Source organism: Nocardia abscessus, from assembly GCF_015477775.1.
In the GTDB taxonomy this organism is placed as follows: Bacteria; Actinomycetota; Actinomycetes; order Mycobacteriales; family Mycobacteriaceae; genus Nocardia; species Nocardia abscessus_A.
In genome coordinates, this window is the sequence record NZ_JADLQO010000011.1 from 34,558 (window position 1) to 58,753 (window position 24,196).

General features: G+C 67.3%; 24 protein-coding genes. 13 read left to right on the forward strand and 11 right to left on the reverse strand.

Annotation, left to right across the window (positions count from 1 at the left end):
* Positions 1-65 precede the first annotated feature (65 nt).
* Entirely contained in the window at positions 66-1,124 is a 1,059-nt protein-coding gene (locus IU450_RS25190) for a ferredoxin--NADP reductase (protein WP_195152227.1), read from the reverse strand.
* A gap of 74 nt (positions 1,125-1,198) precedes the next feature.
* On the opposite strand from IU450_RS25190, the gene IU450_RS25195 reads away from it, so the two are divergent.
* The 8 genes from IU450_RS25195 to IU450_RS25230 all read left to right on the forward strand — a co-directional run bounded on the left by IU450_RS25195 (position 1,199) and on the right by IU450_RS25230 (position 10,435).
* Complete coding sequence (locus IU450_RS25195; RefSeq protein ID WP_195152228.1) at positions 1,199-2,611, forward strand: class I adenylate-forming enzyme family protein; 1,413 nt, start codon at positions 1,199-1,201, stop codon at positions 2,609-2,611.
* A complete protein-coding gene (locus IU450_RS25200; protein WP_195152229.1) occupies positions 2,589-3,491 on the forward strand; it encodes an acyl-CoA dehydrogenase family protein in 903 nt (300 codons plus the stop codon). The genes IU450_RS25195 and IU450_RS25200 overlap by 23 nt, the downstream gene beginning before the upstream one ends.
* Positions 3,478-4,566: an acyl-CoA dehydrogenase family protein gene (locus IU450_RS25205; protein WP_195152230.1), complete on the forward strand. Its 1,089-nt coding sequence runs from the start codon at positions 3,478-3,480 to the stop codon at positions 4,564-4,566. Before IU450_RS25200 ends, IU450_RS25205 begins: the two co-directional genes overlap by 14 nt.
* Before the next feature lie 2 nt (positions 4,567-4,568).
* Positions 4,569-5,336: an enoyl-CoA hydratase/isomerase family protein gene (locus IU450_RS25210; RefSeq protein WP_195152231.1), complete on the forward strand. Its 768-nt coding sequence runs from the start codon at positions 4,569-4,571 to the stop codon at positions 5,334-5,336.
* Positions 5,337-5,675: 339 nt separating this feature from the next.
* Complete coding sequence (locus IU450_RS25215; RefSeq protein ID WP_195152232.1) at positions 5,676-7,526, forward strand: SCO2524 family protein; 1,851 nt, start codon at positions 5,676-5,678, stop codon at positions 7,524-7,526.
* A gap of 10 nt (positions 7,527-7,536) precedes the next feature.
* Positions 7,537-8,451 (forward strand): SCO2523 family variant P-loop protein, encoded by a 915-nt coding sequence (locus tag IU450_RS25220; protein ID WP_195152233.1) that lies wholly within the window; start codon positions 7,537-7,539, stop codon positions 8,449-8,451.
* Complete coding sequence (locus IU450_RS25225; RefSeq protein ID WP_195152234.1) at positions 8,452-9,462, forward strand: SCO2522 family protein; 1,011 nt, start codon at positions 8,452-8,454, stop codon at positions 9,460-9,462. It abuts the gene before it with no gap.
* 1 nt (position 9,463) lies between these two features.
* On the forward strand, positions 9,464-10,435 hold the full coding sequence (locus IU450_RS25230) for an SCO2521 family protein (RefSeq protein WP_195152235.1): 972 nt from the start codon (positions 9,464-9,466) through the stop codon (positions 10,433-10,435).
* 12 nt (positions 10,436-10,447) lie between these two features.
* On the opposite strand, the gene IU450_RS25235 is transcribed toward IU450_RS25230, so the two are convergent.
* From IU450_RS25235 to IU450_RS25245, 3 genes are all read right to left on the reverse strand, one after another.
* Positions 10,448-11,269 carry a hypothetical protein gene (locus IU450_RS25235; RefSeq protein ID WP_195152236.1) on the reverse strand — a complete coding sequence of 274 codons (822 nt, stop codon included), beginning with the start codon at positions 11,267-11,269 and terminating at the stop codon, positions 10,448-10,450.
* A 2-nt stretch (positions 11,270-11,271) separates the two neighbouring features.
* The gene (locus IU450_RS25240) at positions 11,272-11,748 is read right to left on the reverse strand and encodes a GNAT family N-acetyltransferase (RefSeq protein WP_195152237.1); all 477 of its coding nucleotides are present in this window, start codon (positions 11,746-11,748) and stop codon (positions 11,272-11,274) included.
* 91 nt (positions 11,749-11,839) lie between these two features.
* Entirely contained in the window at positions 11,840-12,721 is an 882-nt protein-coding gene (locus IU450_RS25245; protein ID WP_324197815.1) for a site-specific integrase, read from the reverse strand.
* A gap of 186 nt (positions 12,722-12,907) precedes the next feature.
* Between IU450_RS25245 and IU450_RS25250 the strand changes: the two genes are divergently transcribed.
* Both IU450_RS25250 and IU450_RS25255 read left to right on the forward strand, forming a co-directional pair.
* A complete protein-coding gene (locus IU450_RS25250; RefSeq protein WP_195152238.1) occupies positions 12,908-13,747 on the forward strand; it encodes a pentapeptide repeat-containing protein in 840 nt (279 codons plus the stop codon).
* Between the two features lie 415 nt (positions 13,748-14,162).
* Complete coding sequence (locus IU450_RS25255; protein ID WP_228835099.1) at positions 14,163-14,708, forward strand: AAA family ATPase; 546 nt, start codon at positions 14,163-14,165, stop codon at positions 14,706-14,708.
* 62 nt (positions 14,709-14,770) lie between these two features.
* On the opposite strand, the gene IU450_RS25260 is transcribed toward IU450_RS25255, so the two are convergent.
* Positions 14,771-15,538: a hypothetical protein gene (locus IU450_RS25260; protein ID WP_195152240.1), complete on the reverse strand. Its 768-nt coding sequence runs from the start codon at positions 15,536-15,538 to the stop codon at positions 14,771-14,773.
* A 25-nt stretch (positions 15,539-15,563) separates the two neighbouring features.
* On the opposite strand from IU450_RS25260, the gene IU450_RS25265 reads away from it, so the two are divergent.
* Entirely contained in the window at positions 15,564-15,788 is a 225-nt protein-coding gene (locus tag IU450_RS25265) for a transposase (protein ID WP_228835100.1), read from the forward strand.
* 26 nt (positions 15,789-15,814) lie between these two features.
* On the opposite strand, the gene IU450_RS41005 is transcribed toward IU450_RS25265, so the two are convergent.
* The 4 genes from IU450_RS41005 to IU450_RS25285 all read right to left on the reverse strand — a co-directional run bounded on the left by IU450_RS41005 (position 15,815) and on the right by IU450_RS25285 (position 18,999).
* Positions 15,815-17,098, reverse strand: a complete 1,284-nt coding sequence (locus tag IU450_RS41005; protein WP_195152241.1) for a PucR family transcriptional regulator — start codon at positions 17,096-17,098, stop codon at positions 15,815-15,817.
* A 258-nt stretch (positions 17,099-17,356) separates the two neighbouring features.
* Complete coding sequence (locus tag IU450_RS25275; protein ID WP_324197816.1) at positions 17,357-18,064, reverse strand: GntR family transcriptional regulator; 708 nt, start codon at positions 18,062-18,064, stop codon at positions 17,357-17,359.
* Positions 18,065-18,299: 235 nt separating this feature from the next.
* Positions 18,300-18,788 carry a hypothetical protein gene (locus IU450_RS25280; protein WP_195152243.1) on the reverse strand — a complete coding sequence of 163 codons (489 nt, stop codon included), beginning with the start codon at positions 18,786-18,788 and terminating at the stop codon, positions 18,300-18,302.
* A 10-nt stretch (positions 18,789-18,798) separates the two neighbouring features.
* Positions 18,799-18,999 (reverse strand): hypothetical protein, encoded by a 201-nt coding sequence (locus IU450_RS25285; RefSeq protein WP_195152244.1) that lies wholly within the window; start codon positions 18,997-18,999, stop codon positions 18,799-18,801.
* 314 nt (positions 19,000-19,313) lie between these two features.
* Between IU450_RS25285 and IU450_RS25290 the strand changes: the two genes are divergently transcribed.
* A complete protein-coding gene (locus IU450_RS25290) occupies positions 19,314-21,695 on the forward strand; it encodes an ATP-binding protein (RefSeq protein WP_195152245.1) in 2,382 nt (793 codons plus the stop codon).
* Between the two features lie 55 nt (positions 21,696-21,750).
* Here the strand turns inward: IU450_RS25290 and IU450_RS25295 are convergent, their stop codons facing one another.
* Both IU450_RS25295 and IU450_RS41010 read right to left on the reverse strand, forming a co-directional pair.
* Positions 21,751-22,656 carry an alpha/beta hydrolase family protein gene (locus IU450_RS25295; RefSeq protein ID WP_195152431.1) on the reverse strand — a complete coding sequence of 302 codons (906 nt, stop codon included), beginning with the start codon at positions 22,654-22,656 and terminating at the stop codon, positions 21,751-21,753.
* A 250-nt stretch (positions 22,657-22,906) separates the two neighbouring features.
* Positions 22,907-23,215, reverse strand: a complete 309-nt coding sequence (locus IU450_RS41010) for a recombinase family protein (RefSeq protein WP_324197831.1) — start codon at positions 23,213-23,215, stop codon at positions 22,907-22,909.
* Positions 23,216-23,241: 26 nt separating this feature from the next.
* On the opposite strand from IU450_RS41010, the gene IU450_RS25305 reads away from it, so the two are divergent.
* Positions 23,242-24,177 carry an alpha/beta hydrolase gene (locus tag IU450_RS25305; protein ID WP_195152247.1) on the forward strand — a complete coding sequence of 312 codons (936 nt, stop codon included), beginning with the start codon at positions 23,242-23,244 and terminating at the stop codon, positions 24,175-24,177.
* Positions 24,178-24,196: the final 19 nt, after the last annotated feature.

The following is a 24,196-nucleotide window of genomic DNA, read 5'->3' on the forward strand; positions in this document are numbered from 1 at the left end:
CGGGTGCCGCGGCGGCACAGCCGGTGTCGAGGCGGAACCCGACTGCGCGGGACTCGCCTCGTCGCTCACTCGTAGTCGACGGTGATCGAGTCGGTGTCCGGGACGGCCTGGCAGGTGAGCACATAGCCGTCATCGAGTTCGTCGTCGGTCAGCGCGTTGTTCTGGCGCAGGCTCGCGCTTCCCGCGGTCACCTTGGCGATGCAGGTGGCGCAGTTGCCCGCCTCGCAGGAGAACGGCGGCGTCAGCCCTCCTCGGCGTGCGCTCTCCAGCAGCGTCTCGCCGTTCTTGCGTGGCACCGTCTTCTTCCTGCCGTTGAGGATTATCGTCACGGTGCCTGCCGCGTCGGCGGCGGAAGGGGCTGTCGCGGGGCGGGTCACGCTGTCAGTCGGTGCCGGGCTCTCGCCCGGGACGTCGTCCACGGAGGCGGGAATCGGCGCAGGCGCACCGAAGCGCTCGCTGAAGACAAGGCCTGGACCCGGCAGCGCCAGTTCGACCAGCTCCATGAAAGCCTCCGGCCCGCAGACGTAGTGATCGGCATGGCCGTCGGCGCCGACGAAGGCGCGCACCGCCGCGGGGTCCAGGAATCCGCCGTCGCTGTCCAGGTGCCGGACCACCTCGAGTCGGCCGGGGTGGCGCCGGGCCAGGTCGGCCAAGGCCGCTTCGAAGATCATCGAATCGGCGTCGCGGTCCGCGCACAGCAGCCGGACCCGCCGCCGCGTGCCGGCCAGCGCGCACTTGGTGAGCGACAGGATCGGCGTGATACCGCTGCCGCCGCTGAAGCCCAGCAGCGGCACGTCGGTCTCGCGCAGGCAGAATCGGCCCGCGGCCTTCGTCATCTCCACCTCGTCGCCCTCGGACAGGTTGTCGTGCATCCAGTTCGACACCGCCCCGCCCGGCACTCGCTTCACGGTCGTCATCAGCTCGCCGTCGGTCTCCGGCGCGCTGGACATCGAATACGACCGCAGCAGCTCCGTTCCGTTCACGGCGATCTTGAACGTGCAGAACTGCCCGGCGCGGTAGGCGATCGGCCCGTCGTGCGGCGCGAGCACGAACGTGCGCGCGTCGGCGCTCTCCTTCACGATGCGGGTCACGGTCGCGCGCTGGAACAAAGAGGGTCTCGCCATGAACCGTGTCCTCCTGGTATGAAGATTCTATCCGAATGAGAATTATATTCTCACTCACGAGACGGGATCTCTCAATGTCCTCGACCACCGCTTCGAGCGCACTCGTTTTCGAGGGGCGGGCCTACACCAGGACCGAGCTCGCCGACCTCGCGGCCGGTCTGGCGGCCGAACTGGCCGACGGCGGCGTGCGCGCGGGCGACCGGGTGGCGCTGATGTCCTCGAACCGGCCGGAGTTCGTCGTCGCCGTGCTGGCCATCTGGCGGCTGGGCGCCGCGGCGGTCCTGATCAGCCCGGCGTACAAGCGCGACGAAGTCGCCCACGCGGTGGCGGTCACCGGGCCGCGTCATGGGATCGGCGACAGTCCGGTGCTGGCCGCGTTGCTGCCGATGCGGCACCTGGACGCCCCGATCGCCCCCGCGCACGGCAGCGGCGCGGCGCCCGACCCGGCTTCGGACGCCGTGCTGGTGTTCAGCTCCGGGACCACCGGGATGCCGAAGGCGGTGCGGCACACGCACGCGTCGCTGACGGTCGCGGTGCGCCAGTGGGCGCAGGTGCTCGGCCTCACCGCCACCGACCGTATCCAGATCGCCACGCCGCCCTCGCACATCCTCGGTCTGCTGAACATCGTGACCGCGCTGCGCGCGGGTGCCTGGATGCGGCTGCACCGCCGCTTCGACCTGGAGACCATGCTCGGTTGCATCCAGGACGATCGGATCACCATCGAGATGGCGGTCGCGCCGATCGCCCTCGCCCTCGCCGGGCACCCGGATCTCGAGTCCTACGATTTGAGTTCGCTGCGCTACATCATGTGGGGCGCCACTCCGGTGACCGTCGCGGTGGCCGAGGCCGTCACCCGGCGTACCGGAGTGCGCTGGCTGCCCGCCTACGGCGCGAGCGAACTGCCGGTGATCGCGTGCAACCCGCTCGCGGGCGCGCGGCTGGACACGGTCGGCAAGGCCGCGCCAGGGGTGCGTGTCCGGGTGGTCGCGCTGGACACCGGAGAACCTCTGCCGCCCACGGAGATCGGTGAGATCCAATGCCGCGCGGAGTCGGTGATGGCCGGCTACCTGCCCGCCGAGGAGACCGCCCGCGCCTTCGACGACGGCTGGTACCGCACCGGCGATGTCGGCTACGTCGACGAGGAAGGCTGGATCCGGCTCACCGACCGGGCCAAGGAAATGATCAAGGTGCGCGGCTTCCAAGTGGCGCCCGCCGAGATCGAGGCCGTCCTGCACGGCCACCCGAACGTTTCCGACTGCGCCGTGTTCGGGGTGCCCGACGCCGCGGACGGCGAGGCGGTCATCGCGGCGGTGTCCGGCGCCGAGGCGGTGACCGCGGACGAGCTGATCGCGTTGGTGGGCGAGCGCCTGGCCACCTACAAGCGCCCGCGCCGCGTCGTGTTCGTCCCCGAGATCCCGCGCCTGCCCTCGGGCAAGGTGCTGCGCCGAGTACTCAAGGAGCGCTATGGACGTCCGTCTGACCGGTGAACAGCGGCAATTGCGCGACGCCGCCGCGAAGTTGGCCGACGACCTCGGCCCGGGCTCGGTGGCCGAACTCGACGACGAGAGCCGCCGGGCGCGCTTGGAGCGCGCTGTGGCCGCCACCGGATGGCGAGCCCTGCGCACCGACGGCGCCTCCGGTGTCGAGGTCGCGATCGTGGCCGAGGAATTCGGCCGCGGGCTGGTGGACGTGGCCTTTCTCGGGCCGGTGCTGGCCGACGACCTGTGCGGTCGACTCGGCGCCGACAGCCACGGGACCATCGCGATCGGTGACCGTGCCATCGACGCACGCGGCAGCGAATCGGCGCTGCTCGTCATCGGCGAGCAGGTCGCTGCCGCACCGGTGGGCGCAACGCTGCCCGGCGCGGACCTGACCCGGCGGACCGCGGCGGTGGCGGACGAACGTCGGCAGATCGGAGAGCTGTCGGCCGATGAGGCCATCCGGTGGCACGCGCTCGCCGTCACCGCGACCACCGCCGATCTGCTCGGGGTCGCCCGTGGCGCGCAGGATCTCGCGGTCGGCTACGCGAAGGTGCGCGAGCAGTACGGCCGCGCGATCGGGTCGTACCAGGCGGTGGCGCATCTGCTGGCCGAGAACCGAGCGCTGATCGAAGGGGCGATCAGCGTACTGCGGCACGCGGCCTGGGCCGTCGACGAACTGACTGCGGCACAAGCGCTGCGGGCCGCGCGCATCGCCAAGGTCTACACCGCACGGGCGGCCCGCACCGTCTGCGAGACCTCGATCCAGGTGCACGGCGGTATCGGCAACACCTGGGAGTGCCTCGCCCACGTCTATCTGCGGCGGGCGCTGGTCTCGACCGAACTGTTCCCCGTCCGTCTGGAGGAGATCGACCTTGGACTTTCGTGACGCACCGCAGGAGGCCGAGTTCCGTTCCCGGCTGCGCGCTTGGCTGGCTGAAACGGCTGGGCAGTTCCCGACCTCGGGCGACGACTACTGGGCCCGCCAGGGCGAGTGGCATCGAGCGCTGTACGCGGCCGGTTTCTTCGGATCGTCCTGGCCGAAAGAGTTCGGCGGCCACGAGCTGCCCCCGGTCTACGACGTGATCGTGGACGAGGAACTCGCGCTCGCCGGGGCGCCGCCGCGGCCCAGCCTCGGATATCTCGTGCAGGGTCTGGGCCGCCACGGCGGTAAGGAACTACAGCAGCGCTTCCTGCCCGGCATGATCGACGGCACTCAGCGCTGGTGCCAGGGTTTCAGCGAGCCGGGCGCGGGATCCGACCTCGCCTCACTGCGCACCACCGCGACCCGCGAGGGCGACCACTACGTGGTGCACGGTCACAAGATCTGGACCAGCTACTCCGACGTCGCCGACTGGTGCCTGCTGCTGGCCAGGACCGACCCGGACGCGCCACGGCACAAAGGCATCTCGGCGTTCGTGATCGCCATGGACCAGCCCGGCGTGCGGCAACGGCCGCTGGCCATGATCAGCGGCGTCACCCGGGAGTTCGGGCAGGTGTTCTTCGACGGCGCGACGGTGCCCGCCGATCAGATGGTGGGCGAACCCGGTGACGGCTGGAAGCTGGCGATGACCGTCGTCGGGCACGAACGCGAGCCGTCGACGCTGGGTTACGCGGCCCGCTACGGAAAACTGGTGCGACAGTTGGCCGCCCGGTTCGACGGCCCCGTTCCGGAGGAACTGGCCTGGGCGGCGGTGCAGACCGAGATGCTGCGCCTGCACGTGCGCCGACGGCTGTCCGAACAGCTGGACGGGGTGGTGCACGGGCCGGACGGCTCACTCGACAAACTGCTCATGACCTGGGTCGACCAGTCGGTCGGGCACGCGGCGCTGGCCGTCGGCGGCACGGACGACACCGAACTGCTCGGCAGCTACTTCTACAGCCGCGCGCAGAGCGTCATGGGCGGCACCTCGCAGATCCAGAAGAACATCATCGCCTCGCGCATCCTCGGATTAGGAGTCTGACCATGTACGACCTGCCGGAAGAGATCCACGTCGAAGCCGACGGACCGATCCGGATCGTCACGCTCAACCGGCCCGACGCGCTCAACGCCGTCAACGACGACCTGCACACCGGGCTGGCCCGCCTCTGGCCCCGGCTCTCCGACGACCGTGCGGCACGCGTCGCGGTGCTCACCGGCGCGGGCAAGGCGTTCTCCGCGGGCGGGGATTTCGCCTATCTCGCCGAGCTGGGCCGCGACGCCGACTTACGGGCCGAGACGATCGCGCACGGCCGCGACATCGTGCTGGGCATGGCCCGCTGCCGGGTGCCGGTGATCGCGGCGGTGAACGGCCCCGCGGTCGGACTGGGGTGCAGCCTGGTCGCGCTGAGCGACGTCGCGTACATCGCCGAGACCGCGTACCTGAAGGACCCGCACGTCCAGGTGGGCCTGGTCGCCGCGGACGGTGGACCGCTGACCTGGCCGCTGCACACCAGCTTGCTGCTGGCCAAGGAATACGCGCTCACCGGCGCGAGGATCCCGGCCGAGCGGGCTCGTGAGATGGGGCTGGTCAACCATGTCGTCGCCGACCCGCGCACCGAGGCGCTGGCCTGCGCGAAACGCATCCTCGAACTGCCGCGCCAAGCGGTCGAGAGCACCAAGCGTCTGCTGAACCTGCACTTGGAACGCGCGGTGCTGGCCACCCTGGATTACGCGACGACCGCGGAAGACCTCTCCTTCCAGACCGAGGACTTCCGCGCGGTGATCACCGCCCTCACCGCGGACCGGAACTGAACGCCGGATCGTCGATCACGGGCAGCGATCCGCCGGGGCCGGACTTCGGTGGGCGCCGCTGACGGGTAGCCGAGGAATTGCCTGTAGAACGCGCGAAGATTGCGGGCACCGCGGCCCCTGCACGCCCCGAGCGGACGGGGGTCGCGGCATGCGAGGACCGAGCCTGCGCAGCCACGGGGCGCGTCGCCTCGAATTCGCGGAAGATTGTGCCCCGCAGGATATCTCGCAGCAACCGCCCGGCGTCGCAAAGTGCTTGGCTAAGTGAACATCCGCAGGGCACACTCTATGTAACGACGTCCGGCGCCGCCGGTCGAACGCGGGGGCGAGGTCCGAGAACAAATGAGGATTCGGCCGAGGCAGCAGCTGCTCGAGCTGTGGCGAGCGGTGCTCGCGTGTTCCTATGTGGACGGGACGTGGCGGTGGGGCGGGCGCGACGGCCCCAATTCGATCAGCGACGCCGAACAGCTGCTGTGCCTGCTGTATCCGGCGACCGAGATCGCAGCCTTCGCGCTGGACCAGCCGAACGACATGAGTCCCGACGTCAGATCCGCGCTCGCCCCGTTCGGTGAGGAGACGCGCATCGGTGGTGTGCTGGTCGCCCTGGTGGAGGACTATCTGCGCCGCTACACCGGACCCGACGGCGAACCCGTTTTCGCCGCAGGCTCCTACTTGCGCTCCGGCGACGACAGCCCGCTCACCGACAGCCAACTGGCGGTGGAGATCGTCGACTCGTACTCGATGTCGCTGAGCCTGTGCATCGCGGCGCTGCGGTTCCTGCGCGGATTCGAGCGTTTCGTCAGCGGCGAGGTCCGGCTGGAGGCCCGGCAACTGCGCGAGCGGATCCCGGGGGTGATCGAACAGGCCAGTGCGCGGCTCACCGCGGCGATGGCCGGCCTGGTACGCAGTTTCGTCATCCACACCCCGGAGCCGAAGACCGAGTTCGGGCAGTCGATCGTCTACATGCTCAACCAGACCCGCACGCCGGCCGACGAAATCATCGAACGGCTGTCGGCGCAGCTCGAACGCCTGCGGGTGCAAGCGGCCAACGAGGTCAGGCTCAGCCAGACCAGCGAGGTCGATATCGCCGACGACGGGCGGCTTTTCGAGTGCGGGTGGAGCTGGGGCATCGTGCACAGCTCCGAACCCATCGAGATCGTGCCCGGCCGGGTCAGCAGCGCGACCGGTCACGCGGAATCCCGTCCCTACCTGTACTTCACGGCAGTCGCCCTGGACGGCATCATCGACCTGTCGTCGCAGCGCATCCGGGAACTCGACCTGTTGAGCGACGAACAGCGCACCCTCGCCGACGCGCTGCAGCTGCGCTTCGAGTTGACCCGCAACTATTGGTCGAGGGTCGCGCGCTTCGGCAGCGGTCGCTGGCCGCTGGAGGACATTCCGTGGCGCACCTCCGACGGCGAGGAATCGGAGTACTTCAGTCTCGTCATCGCCGCCATGCTCATCCAGGACCTGGTCTACCGGGAGAGCACCGAGGATTTGTCGCGCACGGTGGCGGTGCTCGATCAGCTGGCCCGCCGCGGGCGCATCACCAGCCGGTTCACCGTCGGCGATCCGGCCGCGCCGCTGCACTATCCGGGTGTGCGTCTGAACCTGGCAGGCAGCGAGGAGGTCGCCCCGGGGCCGCCGCTGGTCTGGTATGTGCCGGATTTCGCGACCATGCTGCTCAAACGCTGCCTGCAGGCGGCGAGCCTGCGCACCGACGTGGACACCCGCGACCAGCTGATGGCACTCGCCGAAGCGGCGATGGAACACCTCGACCAGCGAGTGCTGCGCGACGGCCCGGTGCTGGGCCTGTGGGACGACATCGGCCGGCTGGTCGGCTCCGTGGACGCGCAGCCGGGAGGGCCGTCCTGGTTCGTCACGGAGCGAATGATGGAGTGCCTGGTCATCGCCTACGGCACCTTCGAGCAGCCTCCGCTGGCTCCGCAGGCCATGGTCGCCCGCGCGGTGGACCTGCTCAGCGAGGCCGAGCATCTGCTCAATCAGGAGGAACTGGAAATCGAAGGCCAGGATGTGTCCCCGAAACAGGCTGCCGTCAACCGGATCCGGCAATCGCTCGACCGGGCACGCCGCGTGCTGCGCGAGCGTCCCGGCACCGCCTACAGCCTGGCCACGCAGGCGCTGGTCCAGCTGGACGAACTGGCGTACGCCCGCCGGGACGCGACACGGTAGGGGTGGCAAGGTGCTGGTGTTCTCCACCTCGGACAAGGGCGGCACCGGGCGATCGGTGACCAGTTGCAACATCGGCTACCGGCTGTGCCGTTCCGGTCTCAACGTCGCCTACGCCGACTTCGACCTCGGCTCGCCCACGGCCGGTGCGCTGTTCGAGATCAGCGCGGCCGAACGCGGCGTGCCGCGCGGCGGCGTGCATTCCTACCTGCTCGGCGAGAGCGGAACCGTGGCCCGTATCGACGTCGGCGCGGCGACCGATCGGCCGGAACTGCGCCGCATCGGTCCCAACTCGGGCAGGCTGGTGCTGCTGCCGGGGGACGAGGGCGGCGCCGAATTCCTCACCGACGACGACGCGGTGGTGCAGCGCTGCGCGGAACTGCTGGTGGCGCTGGATCAGGAGTTCCCCGTCGTGATCGTGGATCTCAGCGCGGGCCGCTCCGCGGCACTGCAGATCGTGCTGCAGGCGACCGCCCTGCCGCAACTGCGCGGGCGCACCGCCCGCTGGTTGATCTTCCACCGCTGGACGCGCCAGCACATCCTGGCCGCCGCCGGTCTGGTGTACGGCTCGCACGGATTGCTGAAGGCCGGCGCCGAATGCGGCCACGACCCGGAGGAACTGCTCGGCTCGGTGCGATACGTGCGCACCGCGGTGCCCGACGCCAACTGGCACGGAGTCGCTCAGCGCCCGGCGCAGGCGGCGTGGCTGCAAGAGCAGGACACCGCGCTGCGGCGGCTGGCCACCGCCAAACGGCTCGGCACGACGGCGGTCCTCGGCTCCACCCCTATCGAGCCGGTGTTGCAGCGGCGCGAACAGCTCATCCTCGACGCCGACGTCAACGCCCAAATTGCCAACGAGGCGACCGCGTCGGCCTACACCGAACTGGCTCGCCGACTGGTCGACATCGCCACCTGGGAAAGGCTGTAGATGCGGGATACACAGGGCTACAGCGAGGCGACCGAACAGCCTCGAATCGCTTCGGTCCCGTTGTCGCACTTGTCGATCGAGGTCGGGCACTTCTACATCAACGACATCACCTCCGATATCGAACGGGTCGGCGCGGAGTTCCGGCGCATCGTCCCTTTGGTGTCGGCCTTCATCGAGTCGGCCAAGGTACAGTTCGGCCCGAACGCCCGGGTGAGCACCTGCTACCTGATCGACGACTACTTCCAGCCCGACACCGATCCCTCCGTCATCCTTGCCAAGCTGCTGGACGCCGCCGAGGAGAACGGATTGGTCATCGACTATCTGGCGCGCGAGTCCGGCTGCTGGCGGGCCGCGAAGTTCGTCGACGGCGTGGCGTTCGGCGAGCCGATTCCGGTGGCGGAGATGGTGGCCGCGCGCATCGTCGCCGAGCCCGCGCCGCCGAGTACCGGGCGCAGGCCGCCGACCGCGGAGTCGGGATGGCTGTGCAACGGGCGCCGGTCCTCCGAGGACGAACGCGGCCAGGCCATGCGCCAGCGAAACTATCAGCCGCCGGAGGAGTTCGGCCGCCGGGAGCACTCGATCTTCCTCGACGTGGAATTGTGGAGCAGGCACGTCGTCGACGGGGTGACGGTGCGGCGCTGGTCGTGCCCGTTCCTGGCCGCCGTCTGGCATCTGCTGCGGCTCGGCATGCTGCGCTACCACGGCGACGCCGTGGTGGACCCGCAACCATGGCGCCGCGAGGATCTCACGCCGCGCCGCTGGCAGGACATACCGCCGGTGGTGCAGCTCAATCCGTCCGCCGCGCCGTTCGCCGCCTACAAGACGCTGTCGATGCTGCCCAAGCGGTACATCGGCATCGAGCACGCCGTACGGCTGGTGCTCGACCACCTCGATCTCGACGACGACGTGGTCGAGCAGATCATCACTCGTGGCGCCGAGGAGGTTCCGCCGGTTCCGGTGCCGCGCGAGGTCAGCGAACGGCTCTCCCACCTGCTGCTCGACGGGGCCTGAGATGGCCGCGACCACGCCCCTGGTCGTCCTCGGTGAGGTGCGCACCTGCCTGCTGCCCTCGGCGACCGCGCTAACCGGAGCGGAGGCCTGCGATTTGCTGGCGCTCATGCCGGGCTGCACGGTGCGGTGGCGGGAGCGGCCGGGCACGCTGGCGGTGTCGCCGACCACCGCGGTCGGCGTCGACTGCGATCTGGCCCTGGGCGAGCAGACCGCGCACATCGTCGGAACCGTGGCGACCAGTGCGGTGCTGTCCGGCGGACGCGTGCTGCAATCCACCGCGCGCACCCGCGTGGTGCGCGCCGCGGGACGGCGCAGAAAGACTTGGTCGCACTATCTCAGCCAGAAGGGCGTGACCGAGGTCATCGGCCGGATTCCCGAAAGAGCCACCGCAGGTGCGGCTTTGGCCGAAGGGTACCTCGCCGGGCCGATCGACGCCGACACACTGGACCTGGCCTCGATCAGTGAACGCCTGCTCGCTCGCCTGCGGGCCGACACCAGGCTGGATCAGAAGCCGCCGGTGCGGGCGGGCGCCACCCGGCTGCGCTGGGTCGCCCGGATCGGGGGTAGTGCGGGTCCCGCGGCCGCGCTGCACCTGGACGACGCCACTGTCCGGACGGTTCGGATGATCGTGCGCGACGAGGCGGATCTCGACGCGGCGCAACGGTTCTGCGAGGATCTGGCCGCGCACGACTGGCTGCTGACCGTCGTCGCCGACGCGCTGGCCGAGGCCGACCGCTTCCCCTCGCACAGCAGGGAACGCACCGACATCCTGGCCCCGGTGCTCGAAGACCTCACCGGACTGTGGATGCCCGGAGCGCACACCCCGGCCTCGATGCGTGCGTTGTGGCGGGAGCTCCAGGTCGATCCCGGCTTGACCCGCCAGTGGAACACCCTCGTCGCACGGCTGCGCGACCGTATCGCCGTGGCGACCCTGGACGCGCTGCGGCACAAGGCATTCGACGCCGAATGGTAGCGGCCGATCCGGCTACATCCGGAACCACTTGCGCACCAGCAGGGCGAAGAACACCGACATCGACACGGTGCCCGTCCACGCCTCCACGGCGAACAGCGGCCGGGCGGCCGGGCGCAGATTCTCGGTGTCACCGGGGCCCAGCGGATTGATGAAGCTGGTCACGCACGTGTAGACGGTGGCGGCCGGTGAGGTGTTCCCACTCAGGGCCAAAGCGGCGACGGTGAACAGCACCAACTGCACGGCAACCCAGCCGAGCAGCCAGGACGGCCGATAGCCGTGGCCGCACAGCACATACGACAGTTGCCCGGTCCAGCGCCGCAGGCCCGGCGGCAGCGCGAGCGTGCGGGCCCTGGCCAGGCGCAGACCGCAGCGGTCCTCGGCCTCGTCGTCCTCGTTCATCCGGTACAGCGCGGCGCCTCTGCGATATGCCAGGGCCGCGTGACCGGGCAGTCGTGCCGCCGAGAGCTGTGCCCCCAACTGCTCGTACTCCTCGGCCAACATGGTGTTCTGCCGACTGCTCAGCCGCAGCGGACCGCGGAATTCGATCTCCGCGGCCAGCAGCGCCGCCGGGATCGCGCTCGGCACCCGCCAGCCCGCTTCGTCGGGCCTCGGTTGCCGCGCGGCGGCGTACAGGTGCCGGAACACCAGGGAGTCGGAGTGGCGCCGGGCACTGGGCGGGTCGTAGTCGGCGAGGATCGCCTCGGCATGCGTGGCGAACTGCTCCAGCGCTTCCTGCTCGGTGCGCCCACCTCGATCGATCTCGGCCGTGTATTCGTCTGCGCGTCGGGTGATCCGGGTCGAGACCGATGCGACGAAGGGCGAAATCTCCCCCATGGTCACGAGTCTAGCGGTCGGCCTCTCAGTCGGTACTCGAAAACGTCCCGGGGCTCACCCGGCCCGAAATACCGGTCGTCGTGCTCGACGAATTCGAATCCGACTCGCTTGAACAGATTGCTCGCCAGCTGGTTGTCCGGCCGCACGGTCAGATACATCACCTCGGCGCCCACGGTCCGGCACGTCTGGAGGGTGCGCTTCAGCAGCGCGCGACCGTAGCCTCCGCCTTGGTACCGCTTGGCCACCGCGAACGTGAACAGCAGCGCCCGGCCGGATTTCTCCAGCGTCAGCGCGTAACCGATCACCGCGCCGTCCACCTCCGCGACCAGCCACTCGGATCCGTGCAGATCGAACAGCTGGCGCAACATCAGATATCGGTACGGCTCGGCGAACACCTCGGCCTCGATGGCCGCGATGTCTTCGATATCGGCGAAGCAGGCCTGCCGGTATTCCGGCTGAGGCGCTGTTGGGATGTTCATGCGCTCCCTACTGCCAGGGCATAGGCCGTACTATTCCAGCTTAGAACACCCATTCCGCAGCGAATTCGCACGTCTGTGGGTTCATACCGCGTTACGTTACCCCAAGCTTCGTGTTTGCTGATATGTTGCCATCTGTTCGGTGGCGGGGATGTCGATTGGCGTTCGGCAGCAGTGGGTGAGGCTCGCCGGTGAGTGTGATCAGTGCCTCGGTCACGTCCAGCAGTCCGGCCTTGGTGTAGGTGAGCGTGGTAGGTCCGCCCGCCGAACGTCCGTCCTCGTGGCCGGCATAGGCCCGTGCGACGGCGATGCCGAACTGTCGTTCGACGAAGGTCGAGGTGGTGTGGCGTATCCAGTGGGCGCTGATTCCGAGCGCCGCCGCCCACGGGACGAGATGTCTGAATCGCGTGAACAGATAGTCCAGCCGTCGTCGCCCTGCAGATCTTCCGTCTCGGTAGCGAAGGATTCGCCCAGTGGTCTCTGGTCCGCTCCGGGCTTCGACGTGGTCGAGGATGCGCTGCATCAGGGTGGGGGAGATCGGTTGCCACCGTATCGTGCCTCCCTTCTCTCGGAGTCGAACCAGGCAGTCTGCGATGTCGAGGTCGTCGATGGAAAGGCGAATCAAACCGTCACGGCGGCAGTCGGTTTCGATGAGCAGCCGCAAGATCAACGCGTCGAGCGGACGGTCGTTTCCGGTCGTAGAGGCGATGCGTCCGAGGTTGTGGACTTGCTCGGGCGACAGTGGTGCCGTGAACTGGATTAGGGCCGTGGTTTGGTCACTTTGGCGGCGGGGTTGTCGGATGGGTGGATGGTCCTGTCGTTCTCGGCGTGGCGATACAGGCGCCTGATCGCGGAAACCGTGGTGGCCGCCGCGCCGCGGCCACCACGGGATAAACGCCAGCCGTCCGTACGAGCGCGGGCCTGGTTCGCTCGCAGCCCGGATGCCGTATGCCGGATGGCACAGGTTCGTCTGCACCCCCGGGACTGTGCGAAACATCAATTGGGGATGGGGTACGTAGTGGCTGATAAGTCCGTGGTGTCCCGGGTTGATGCGCTGCCGCGGCTCAGCAGGGACCGCCAACTGGGGCCACTTGACCCCCAGCTGTCCCGGGCTCACGGGCAGCGAAGCCGAGATCAAGCCGAAACACATCACAAAGCCGATATGGATCGGGAACGAGAACGCCACGACGACGACACCCGACGTGCGCACGAGGTGGCCCTCCGTGACCGCTACACAGCTATCGCTGCTCAGTTAGCACACGACTCCCCGGCCATCCGCCAGGCAGGGGTGTACGCACTGTCTGCGCTCGCCGACGATTGGCATGCCTTCGGCGAAGACCAGGAGCGTCAAGTCTGTATCGACCTCTTGCAGTGGTACTTAAGAGTTCCGTTCCCGGGACCGGACGACTCCGCAAAGCCCGATCTGCCAGAGCGTGAGATACGCCAAACCATTGTCGGCATCATCACTGAGCGCCGACATCGACCTCTGGATGACCCGAGGTCGTGGGCATCTAATCTCATAAGCCTGAAACAGGTATCGCTGCCGCGCTGTCGTCTCCATGTCAACTTTCCCGATACCGACCTGACAGGGGCGGATCTGACAGGCGCGGACCTGAGTGAGACGAACCTGGTAGGCGCGAATCTCAGCGAGGCGACTCTGGCAGGCGCGGATCTGACCTACGCGAACCTGTATAGCGCGAAGCTGACACGCGCAGACTTCACGCACGCGAATCTGGCAGGCGCGGATCTGACCTACGCGAACTTGCACGGCGCGAAACTGGCAGGCGCTGACGTGAGTCGGGCATATCTCCATCGTGCGGATTTGACCGCGGTGGATCTGGCTGGCACGGACCTGTCTGAGGCGTACCTTGCCGATGCAAACTTGGTCAGCGTTTTGAACTCAGAATCAGCGATTTGGCCAGACGGACTTATGGTGCCGATAGAACCAACCTCGGTTCCAGGACCCATGTCCGTCGCCGTGGAAGACAATCCCTCGGAATAGGTCTGCTGGTAGCTGGCTACCCGGTTATCTACACCGGCACGATCCGCGGCACACCGGGTTGCCCAGGGCTTATCAGATGGACCGACCTCACGAGGCAGGTCACTGGACCGATCGACGGGGTCGCGTCAGTACCTGTGCTGTACTCGTGTGGGTCCAGAGATGGAGTCGTTCTTCAAGGGCACCGACGACTTCGGTGACCCGATGGGTGGCACCGTTGGAGAACGACGTTCCGCGCACCGACCACGGACTCCTTGGCTACGGTTGTGAACCTGGGCATCAGTTGATCGCGAATCCGACACCACCTCTGAGACGGCGATTCGTGTGATCGCGAATCTGGACACCAGTGTTCGGCCGACGGGGCAGTGTGTTTGGTCGTGGCGGTAGAGTCGAGGTGATGGAGGTAGGGAGTCCGGGTGTGAGCGTGCCGACCGACGCGCTGTTCATCGGGGGCCGGTCGGGTGTTGGAAAAAGTAGTGTCGGTCTCGAGGTTCACGCTCAGTTGTCCGCTGCGGGAGCGCGTCACTGCCTGATCGAGGGCGACTTCCTTGATATGGCGTATCCGCCGACATGGGAGCATGGGCTCGCGGAACGGAACCTGGCCGGTATGTGGGCCAACTATCGTGCGCTCGGGTATCGACGAATGATCTACACCAACACGGCTAGCGTCTTGGATGAGGTTGTCGATCAGCTGACCGCGGCCATGGGTGATAGCCCCACTATCGTCGGTATCCTGCTGACCTGCACAGACGAGACTGCTCGCCAGCGACTTTCCCAGCGGGAGATAGGTTCTGTTCTGGACGCGCATCTCGAACGCAGTGCGGTTATGGCCCACCGACTGGATATCGGGTGTCGACCGGGCGTCCATCGAGTCGTGACCGATGGGCGCGGGATTGCCGAGATCGCGGCGGAGATCATTCGACTCTCGGGCTGGCTACCGGTCGAGTCACCCAGGGTCTGCTGATTCGGGCGGTCTCCTTCTGCGGATTTTCCGAAGCTTCGCGCTCGGCCCTGTCGGGGCGCGACCTAGGGCGCGATCACCAGCAGGGCGATGACTTCGCCGTTGGGGCGCTGGTATCGGCGGATGCTGGTGTGGACGAGTTCGATGCGGCAAGTGGCCGGCGTATTCCTCGCCCGCCAACCGCGCCTACGCTCGAGCGCGGCATCCCCGCCACGATCCGGTCCCGGCAGATCAAGTCGGACACCGCCACAACCAAAATCGAAGGCATCGACCGCACCTTGGAGTGCCTGCGCTACAAACGATCCGACACGCAGCGACTGGCCCGGATAACCCAAAACGTCAGCCTGGGGTTCCCCCACGCGCAGGCCATCCTCGAAAGGGACCACGCTGCCCGACGGTCGCACACCGGGAGATGGCGCCGCGCGTGCTCGCGCAGATCCTCGGCCAGTGCGTTCGCGTCCCGATACTTCTTGGCCCATGACGACGGCCTCAGTGTGGGCGTGGTCCAGTAGACGATGTAGATGCCGCGGGTGAGTGCGGCAGGTTGCATGTACTGGAACCGGTGAGCCCGAAACCAGCAGCCAGCTGAGCACCTCGATCATCGGTCCGGGTACCAGGCCGTTGACGTCGGCGCCCAGAACCGAGATCAGCCGCTGACCTGTCACGCCACGGCGCGCGAGATACGCCGCCGCAAGGAACTCCGCGTAGGGCTGGTGGACGAAGGCCACCCTGCCCCGCCCGCTGGCCGCGAACAGCGCTGTGTCGAGCACCTCGCGAAATTCGGCGACGGTCAGCACGGACCCGGACAGGCCGGGTTCGGTCTGCGCTGGCACAGAACTCACAGCGAGCTCGGATGCGTTGACGCCCTCGCCAATTACGCGGCGCGCCGACCAGTCCTGTAATCACGGCCGCGCGGGCGGACGACCACCGGCGTTCGGACGTGAGATCTACCGGCACCGCAACACCATCGAATGCGGCATCAACCGACTCAAAAAACACCGTGCCGTCGCCACCGGCTACGAGAAACTCGCCAACCGCTACCTCGCCGTCATCCAGATCGCCGCCATCGACCAATGGCTATGACCTCGCCATCTACTTCGAGACACTGCCTAGCTGTTCGAGCCCGTCTTCAGGTAGCTGTGGGCGACGAGTGCCGAGCGCAGGTGCCACAGCCCCTTAGAGGGAGCAGTGTCGAGGCCGGTCAGCTGAGCGATCCGCTTGAGGCGGAAGTCGACGGTGTTGGGGTGTACATACAGTGCCCGCGCGGTGAGCCGCCTGTCCGAACCGTGGGCGACATAGCAGGACAACGTGGCCAGCAGTTCCGGATGCTCATCGATCGGGTCGAGCAACGCCGCCAGGTGTGTGCGCCCCGGCCCTGGCCGCGTCAGCTGGTACTCGAGGGCCAGATCCTGCATCCGATACACGCCGCCGGTCATACCGAGCTGCTGCACCATGTCGAGAAGATCATGGGCCTGCCGCGCGCCGTCGGGAATATCGGGGGCTGCCGAGCGGACGACGGCCGCGGTGATCGGCACGCCCGCCGCGTGGGCGACGTCGCCTACCAACGAATCCAGTAGATCGTCGGGGATATCGGTGGGCAGCAGAACGGTGCCGCCGCTTACCGACAGAATCGACAATGATCGGTCGTCGCTGCGGCGGGCCAGTTCCGCCTCGATGGTGCCCGTGATGCGGCGGTCGGCGACCAGCGGGGGAGAGCTGTGCCGCGGCCGATCGGGCTCGGGCGGAATCGCGAGTGCGAGAACCCAATATTCTCTGGCTATCTCGATGCCACATTCGCGTGCGGCGGCCGCCGTGACGTGTCCGCTGAGGAGTGCCGCGGCCAACGTCCGCGTCGCGATGTAGCGCTCCGCTGTCATCATGTGAACATGTCCTGCCCCGGTATGGAGATCGCGGACGTAGGCGCAGGAGATCGTCGAGTCCAACAGCGTGAGAAGCTCGAGCACCGCGATCGCAAGGTGTTCTACGGCGACGTCGTTACCGTCCGACGCATGAAATCCGTCACCGTGGCGGCCGCCCACGGCGAGCTGTCCGATGCTCGCTCGCAGAGTCTCGCGAATGGTACGCAGGACCGTTTCCAGCGGGATTCCGGTGCGCGCCCAGGAGGCGGCCGCATCCGCGAGTTGTTCTGTCCCGTCCTCGTCGACCGCACCGACCGCCAGCCGCACGCACTCTTGTGCCAGCTGGGTGATCCGGTCCCTCTCGACGCCCGCGATCCCGCCTGACAGTGCGACACCGGTGGTGAAGCAGTCGATGACGCTGCGTGCGAGCAGGCCGACCTCGTCGACGGCATCGGTCGCGAATGACAGCGGCGGACGCGTGTCCGGGGACTCCGCCTCGATTACCCCGCCGCGTGTTACTGGATTCCTTGACACTTGTGACTCCCATCGCGTCCAGCGCCGCGCGTACCCCTTGGTCCCGATTCCGAGGAGTTGCGGTACCGGTACCGCGGGCTGACTCGCGCCACGTCCCACGTAGCCGTCACGTCCACTCGGTGGAACAAGTGGCGTCTCGGGCTCGAACCGACACTAGAGTTGGTTCGGATGCCGAAATGTCCAGCAATTTGGACAGTGACCATGCCGGCCTGGCGGCGACCGTGTCGGCCGGAGTGATCAGGTCCGGAGGGGTGCGGGTCAGCCCGCGGCCACCTCATCGGTCCACAGTCCGCGCTTCTCGAGCATCTCGATCACGTAGTCGGCGTTCTCGATGATGTGCGCCTCGGTGAGGTTCCTGGCACGACGCGAATCCTGTTTGCGCAACGCCTCGATGAGCTCTTCATGTTGCGGCGCGGCGGTTTTCACATGAGCTTCGATGGAGGCGTAGAAATGGTTCGGCAGGTGTTTGACGATGTTGGCCAGCAACCGGGCCAGGCCATCGGAATCGGCGGCCAAGTTGATCGTGCGGTGGAACTCGTGACCCAGCCGGCCGATCTCGTCCACGTCACCACGCTGGATCGCGGCCTCGCACTCGGCCACGAGATCGGTCAGTCGATCCAGCTCCTGTGGGGTGATCCGTTTGGCCGCACGTGCGGCCAGCTCGCCGGACAGTTGGCTCTGGGCCCAGAACAGGTCGCGGATGTGCTGGCGGGTGAAGGCGGCCACCACGAAGCCACGGCGTGGGAGCAGGGTGATGAGTCCCTCGGTGCTCAATGACAACAGCCCCTCCCGGACGGGAGTGATACTCACACCGACGGCCTCGGCGATCGGCTCCATGCGAAGGAACTCACCTGGACGCAGGTTGCCGGACAGAATCTGTTCGCGCACATACGCCGCGACTTCGTCGGGCAACTGCTGATGCCGGGCACGGGTACGGGCGGGAATGTCGGCCCCGTTCGACTTCACCGGCTGCTCCTCCTCTGCTCGCGGCACACGGATGCGCCACCCTACGGGCACCGCTTCGTGCAGCACTGATCGCAGATACAATATATCGCGCATGTGCCCTGGCGGCGCGGCCGCGCGATGCGGAACCGCCGGTGTCGCCGGGGCCGCCCTGTGCGGCTCGATCCGCGACGATGGCCGCCGTCTCCGCGGCGCGAAGTGGCAACGCCCCGTGTCGTTCTGGCGCGGCCGGTGCGGTTCACTCCTTCATCGGCCTGAACCTTGTGGGCGGGTCATCCTCGTCGGCGATACGGGTGCGCGCCAGCCGCACGGCAGTCCACAGGTCGCGATGATCTCGCGTCGCGTGCTGCCATCCGAATAGTGGTGTATCAGCAGCGAGGCGGACGCGGGGTAGTGGCAGTCCGCGCATAGGCCGAAGTAGTCGAGAATCTCGCTGACGTCCGTGCGAATTCGCTCTGTCACTGCTTCTACTCCGGAGGCTTGCCCGGCGCGCCGCTGGGCGCCAGGAGTTAAAGGCATGGGGGAGCGGGGCGGTCCATGAGGTGAGGATGCGGAGTTTCTCATGGGACGTGCTCCCCGCTTCGGCCGACCAAAGCACGAGTTGCTGGTCGGAGTCCCCGGTGGAGCGGAACGTATCCCAGGCCGGCGTCAGATCCTCGACCTCCGGATGGCGCAGTGTCTTGGTGCCGAACTCGATGACTGATGTCGTGCGTGGGAGAGTTTGCACCTAGGCACCGCTAGGTACCGGCCAGGCGCAGCGAGTGCCGCTTGGCGGCGGCTGCCAGTTCCCGTTCTCTGGCGCTGTCCGGCCCGCCTTGCCTGGCAAGATGTTCGTGCAGGCGGGCTTTAGCTGCGTACCACGCCGCGAGCGATTCCGTGTCGGCGCCGTGCGCGGGGCGCGTTAGGCACAGTGCGGTCATTTCGATCAATACGTTCATATCAGGGTCCTTCGACGATGTGGCCGTCGTCGGGTGTAGACGGCGGTCCACCGGCCCGGTGAGCCATTATGCTCAATATGCAATATATAATATCTGCGCCATGTTGGTGAGGCAACTGCGGCGAGCGGCGAGAAGTAGGCCATCGCCCGGGGCTGGCACTGCGGCCGATCCATCTTGGTCGTGCTTTCCAACGGAACCGAAGAAGAGCAATGCGATGGCGTAGCTGGATGGTCCCCCGGCGATGGTCCGCGGCGATACGCTGGACATCGGCGAAAGGTAAGCGTATTGCCTGGTGTTCGGATCGACTCGCACCGATGACCGACGATGACCCGCTGCGAACGCGCCGTGAGATGAGCACATCCGTCACGGCGTCGGCGGCGGTCGGTCGGAGCGGGCCGGGAAATCTGCCGCTCGAATTGACCAGTTTCGTCGGTCGGCGCACCGAAGTCTCCGAAGTGCGCAATCTGCTGTCGGCGTCGCGGTTGGTGACGTTGACCGGGAGCGGGGGCGTCGGGAAGACGCGGCTGGCGCTTCGAGCCGCGTCGAATTCGCGGCGTGGTTTTCCCGACGGGGTGTGGTTGGTCGAATTGGCCGACGTTTCGGACCCCTCGCTGCTGGTCGAGGTCGTGGCGGCGACCATGGGTGTGCGGGACGAGTCGGCCGAGCGGCTGCTCGAGATTCTGGTCGGGTATCTGAGTTCGCGGGAACTCCTGCTCGTGCTCGACAACTGCGAGCAGTTGGTCGACGCGGTGGCCGAGCTGACCGAGACGTTGCTGCGGGCCTGTCCTGACCTGCGGGTCCTGGTCGCCAGTCGCGAGCCGTTGAATGTCGCGGGCGAAGTGCTGCTGCGGGTGTCGCCGCTGACGGTCCCGGATCCGGATCGGGAGCCGTCGCTGCAGGGGCTGGCTCGCTTCGATGCGGTAACGCTGTTCGCCGATCGCGCGGCCGCCGCGGTGGCGGGGTTCGAACTCGATGAGGCCAACAAGACCGCGGTAGCCGGCATCTGCGCCCGGATCGAGGGAGTGCCGCTGGCGATCGAGCTCGCGGCCGCCCGGATGCGCACGATGTCGCCGCAGCAGATCCTGCGGCGTCTCGACGATCGGTACGCGTTGCTCACGCGCGGCAGCAGGACGGCGCCGCCCCGGCAGCAGACGCTGCGGTGGTGCGTCGACTGGAGCTACGAGTTGTGCACCGCGCTGGAGCGGCGGTGGTGGGCGCGGTTGTCGGTGTTCGCGGGAAGCTTCGAACTCGACGCCGCGGAGCAGATATGCGGCTTCGATCTCGCAGCCCACAGCGCGCTCGATGTGTTGTCGTCCTTGATGGACAAGTCGATCCTGCTCCGTGAGGAAACCGACGGCATCGTACGTTTCCGGATGCTCGAGACCCTGCGGGACTACGGCCGGGAGAAATTGCGTGGGTCCGGCGAAGAGAAGGATCTGCGCCGACGCCACCGCCACTGGTACCGGCAGCTGGCACTGGACTGGGAAGCGGAGTGGGTCGGCGCCAGGCAGCCGGAGTGGATCGCGCGGCTGGATCGCGAACAACCCAACCTTCGTGAAGCGCTCAAATCATTCCTGTCCGACGACACCAACGGAGCCGCCGACGCCGGAATGAGCACAGCCGCCGCGCTGTTCGAGTTCTGGAACTTCCGCGGTCTGTACGGGGAAGGCCGGGCCTGGCTGGATCGAGTCCTGGCCCAGCCGCGCGCTCACTCGATACCCGATCGCGTCAACGCACTTCGTGCCGACAGCCAGCTGGCCGCGGCGCAAGGCGATTTCCAGGCGGCGACCGCCCTGCTGGAGCAGGGACGAGCGCTCGCCGAACAATCGCCCACTCCCGTGGTCGAAGCGCGCATCGCCTACGCCGAGGGCGCCCTCGCGCTCGCCTGCGGAGACTCCGCCCGTGCCCGCGCCGCCTTCGCGCGTGCCCTGAAGTCACTCGGTCCGGAGGCGCCGGACAATCTACGCTTCAGTGCCCTGACGTTGCTCGGTTGGGCATACGAATTGAGCGGCGACACAGCACGGGCGGCGACGTGCTACCAGCAGATTCTTTCCGCCACGCAGACCTGCGGCGAAATTCTGCATCGTTCGGCAGCGCTGCGCGGCATGGGCGTCGCGGCCTGGCGCCAAGGCGAGCGGCATCGTGGGAGGCGACTGCTGGAGAACGCCCTGCGTCTCAACCAGCGGCTGAACAACCCGTTCGTGGCCGCCTTCGGCCTCGAGGCGCTGGCGTGGACCGTCGAGCACGGGGACGAAGAGCGTGGCGCCATTCTGATGGGCGCTGCGCAGGGAGCCTGGCCGGCCGGTAGCAGCGTCGCGAGTGTTTTCCCCAACATGGCGCGTTTCCATCGCGAAGGCGAACAGCGCATGCGTCGCGAGCTCGGTGATCGCCGATTCGAGGCGGCATTGCGGCGTGGCCTGGCGATGGGGATGGACGCCGCCGCGGCGTACGCGTTGGGTGAACGGCCCGGCGGTACGACGGTCCCGTCGGGCTCCTCGGAGTTGACCAGACGTGAGCGGCAGGTCGCCGACCTCGTCTCGCGAGGACTCACCAACAAGCAGATCGCCGCCAAACTGGTGATCTCGCAGCGCACCGCGCAGGGCCACGTCGAGCACATCCTGACCAAACTCGGCTTCACTTCGCGCGCTCAGATCGCAGCCTGGGTGGTGGAGGAGGCCGAGCGAGGCGGGTCTTGACCGGAGCGCCTCCTCCACCGCAGTCGCCGCTACGCGTGTGCGGAGCCGGGGACGTCTACTTCATGTGGGAGTCGAACCAATCGAGCATCACTTCGGGCTGCTCACCGAAGTAGTTGTACCCGCGGAAGCGTTGGTCGGTTCCTTCGATCCAGTGCAATTTCTTGTCGGCGGCACCGATGTTGTCGTAGATCGCCTGCACATCGGACGGGTGAGTCAGGGTGTCGTCGCGCACCTGCGCCACCAGCGTCGGCATCCGCACCGCTGCGGCACGCGGGATGGGCGATTGCTCGTCGACGCGGAACCCGGTGCGTGCGCGCAGCGCCGCGTCGAACAGCTCGACACCGTTGTCGATGCCCGCGCCTTCGACGATGGTGCGCTCGACGAACGCGCGCGCGGAGATGGGTTGCAGCGCGATCATCGCCTTGATGTCGGTGAATTCCTCGGGATGCTTGTCGATCGCGACGAAGGTCGAGTCGGCTCCCAAGCAGACGCTCAGTAGTCCGGTGGTCATGGCCGCGGTGTCCGGCCGGGACCTCGCGTAACGGATGGAGCCGATCACGTCCCGGTACTCGAGCAGACCGATCCCGACCGTGCGGCCGTGTCCGTCAGGGCTGAGGCCGTGATTGCGGATGTCGTAGCACAGGATGTTATAGCCGGCATCGTGCAGGACTTTGTACTCGGGCAGGAAGTTCACCTCGAACCCGCCGAAGTCCTGGAACCCTTCGAGGTGACCGGCGTAGCCGTAGCGGTTGCCGGGCAGGAAATGGTTGTGGATGATCAGCCGATCCGAGTCGGCGGGAATGAACCAGCCTTCCAGCGTCAGGCCGTCCATCGAGGGGAAGAAGACATCCTCGTATGCCAGCCCGACCTCGTCGGGGCGCCGATACACCGGACTCCGCTTTCCGTGCGCCCAGAGTTCGACCATCGGGTCGATGACCTTGTTCGGCGCGACCGCTCCCATAGCCTTCGCGCCGACGTCGGTCAGTACCGCCTTGGCCTTTGCCGTTGTGCGAGTCATCGCGTTACGCCTCTCTGCTTGTGGGTTTGCCTCGTTCCGAGACCTACCCGGTGGACGTGGAGTGAATCGCCGGACGTATAAAATTTAACGCATAATATGTGTCACTCGTAGGTCGGCCGGGCCGTCCGCCGACGCGGCCGCGTACCAGCGGATTCGAGTCCTTCCAGGGTGCCTTCGCTGATGAGGTCGGCGGTCATCTCGTCCATGGCGGCAATGACGTGGAACAGGAACCGCCCGCCGGAATGGTGGTGTCGATGCCCTGTTCGAGCACGACCAGAGCGATCCCGCGTTCATCGAAGGTGGCGGCGAGCTCGGTCATGTGCCGCACCGACCGGAACGGACGGGACAGTCGCGCATGCAGCAGGTCTCGGCGCAGCGTGGGATCGCTGTGCCGGTCGTATCCGGCTCTCCTGCTCGGAGTGGGAAGGATCTTTCCTAGGTCCTGTTCTGCCCTTCTAGCGCTGCTGAAACGGCCGTAGCTTTCTAGTTGTAGCCAGTGAATAGCTAGAGAACGGGAGAGGAAAGGTCATGGCAGACAACATCGAGACAGTGGCGGTCAAGGGCTGGGCCTGGGACATCGCAACCGATATCTACTTCCCGCCGGGTTTCGACGAGTCGAAGGTGTATCCCACCATTGTCTCCGCCCACCCCACCGGCAGCTGCAAGGCGCAGACGTCGGGCAATATCTACGGCAAGGCGCTGGCCGAGGCCGGCTTCGTGGTAGCGGCCTTCGACGCGAGCTTCCAAGGTGACAGCGGTGGCGATCCGCGTTCGGTCGAGGATCCCGGTTTCCGGACCAGCGACTTCAGCTTTGTGATCGACCATCTCGTCACCCTGCCCTACGTCGACGCGGACAGCATCGGTGTGCTCGCGGTCTGCGGTGGCGCGGGCTACGCCGTGGCGGCCACCAAGATCGACCGTCGGATCAAGGCCCTGGGCACCGTCGTCGGCAGCAATGTCGGCCGGCTGATGCGCGAGGGCTTCTCGGAGTACAACCCGATGGGCATGCTCGAGGCCATCGCGGCGCAGCGCACCGCGGAGGCGCGTGGTCAGGCCCAGGTGATCAACGATCTGCTGCCGCCGTCGGTCGAGGCGGCGAAGCAGGCGGGTGTCACCGATATCGATGTGCTCGAGGCCACCGACTACTACAAGACCGATCGCGGCCGAGCTCCCGGTGGTAAGACCAGCTTCAACTTCGGTCGCCAGGCCGCCCTGGCTGACTGGGATGCCTACGACCGCGTCGAGGTCTTCCTGACCCAGCCGCTGTGTGTCGTGATCGGCGACAAGCCCGGCGCCTTCGCGTCGCAGCGGTTGAGCATGGAGCTCTACGGTCGTGCCGCGTCGAAGGACAAGCAGCTCGTCGTGGTCGAGGGTGCGTCGCACTACGACCTGTACGACCAGCCCGGCCCTACCGGTGAGGCGCTGGAGAGCCTGGTGCCGTTCTTCGGCAAGCACCTGAGCTGATCGGCTCGAAACAACGAAG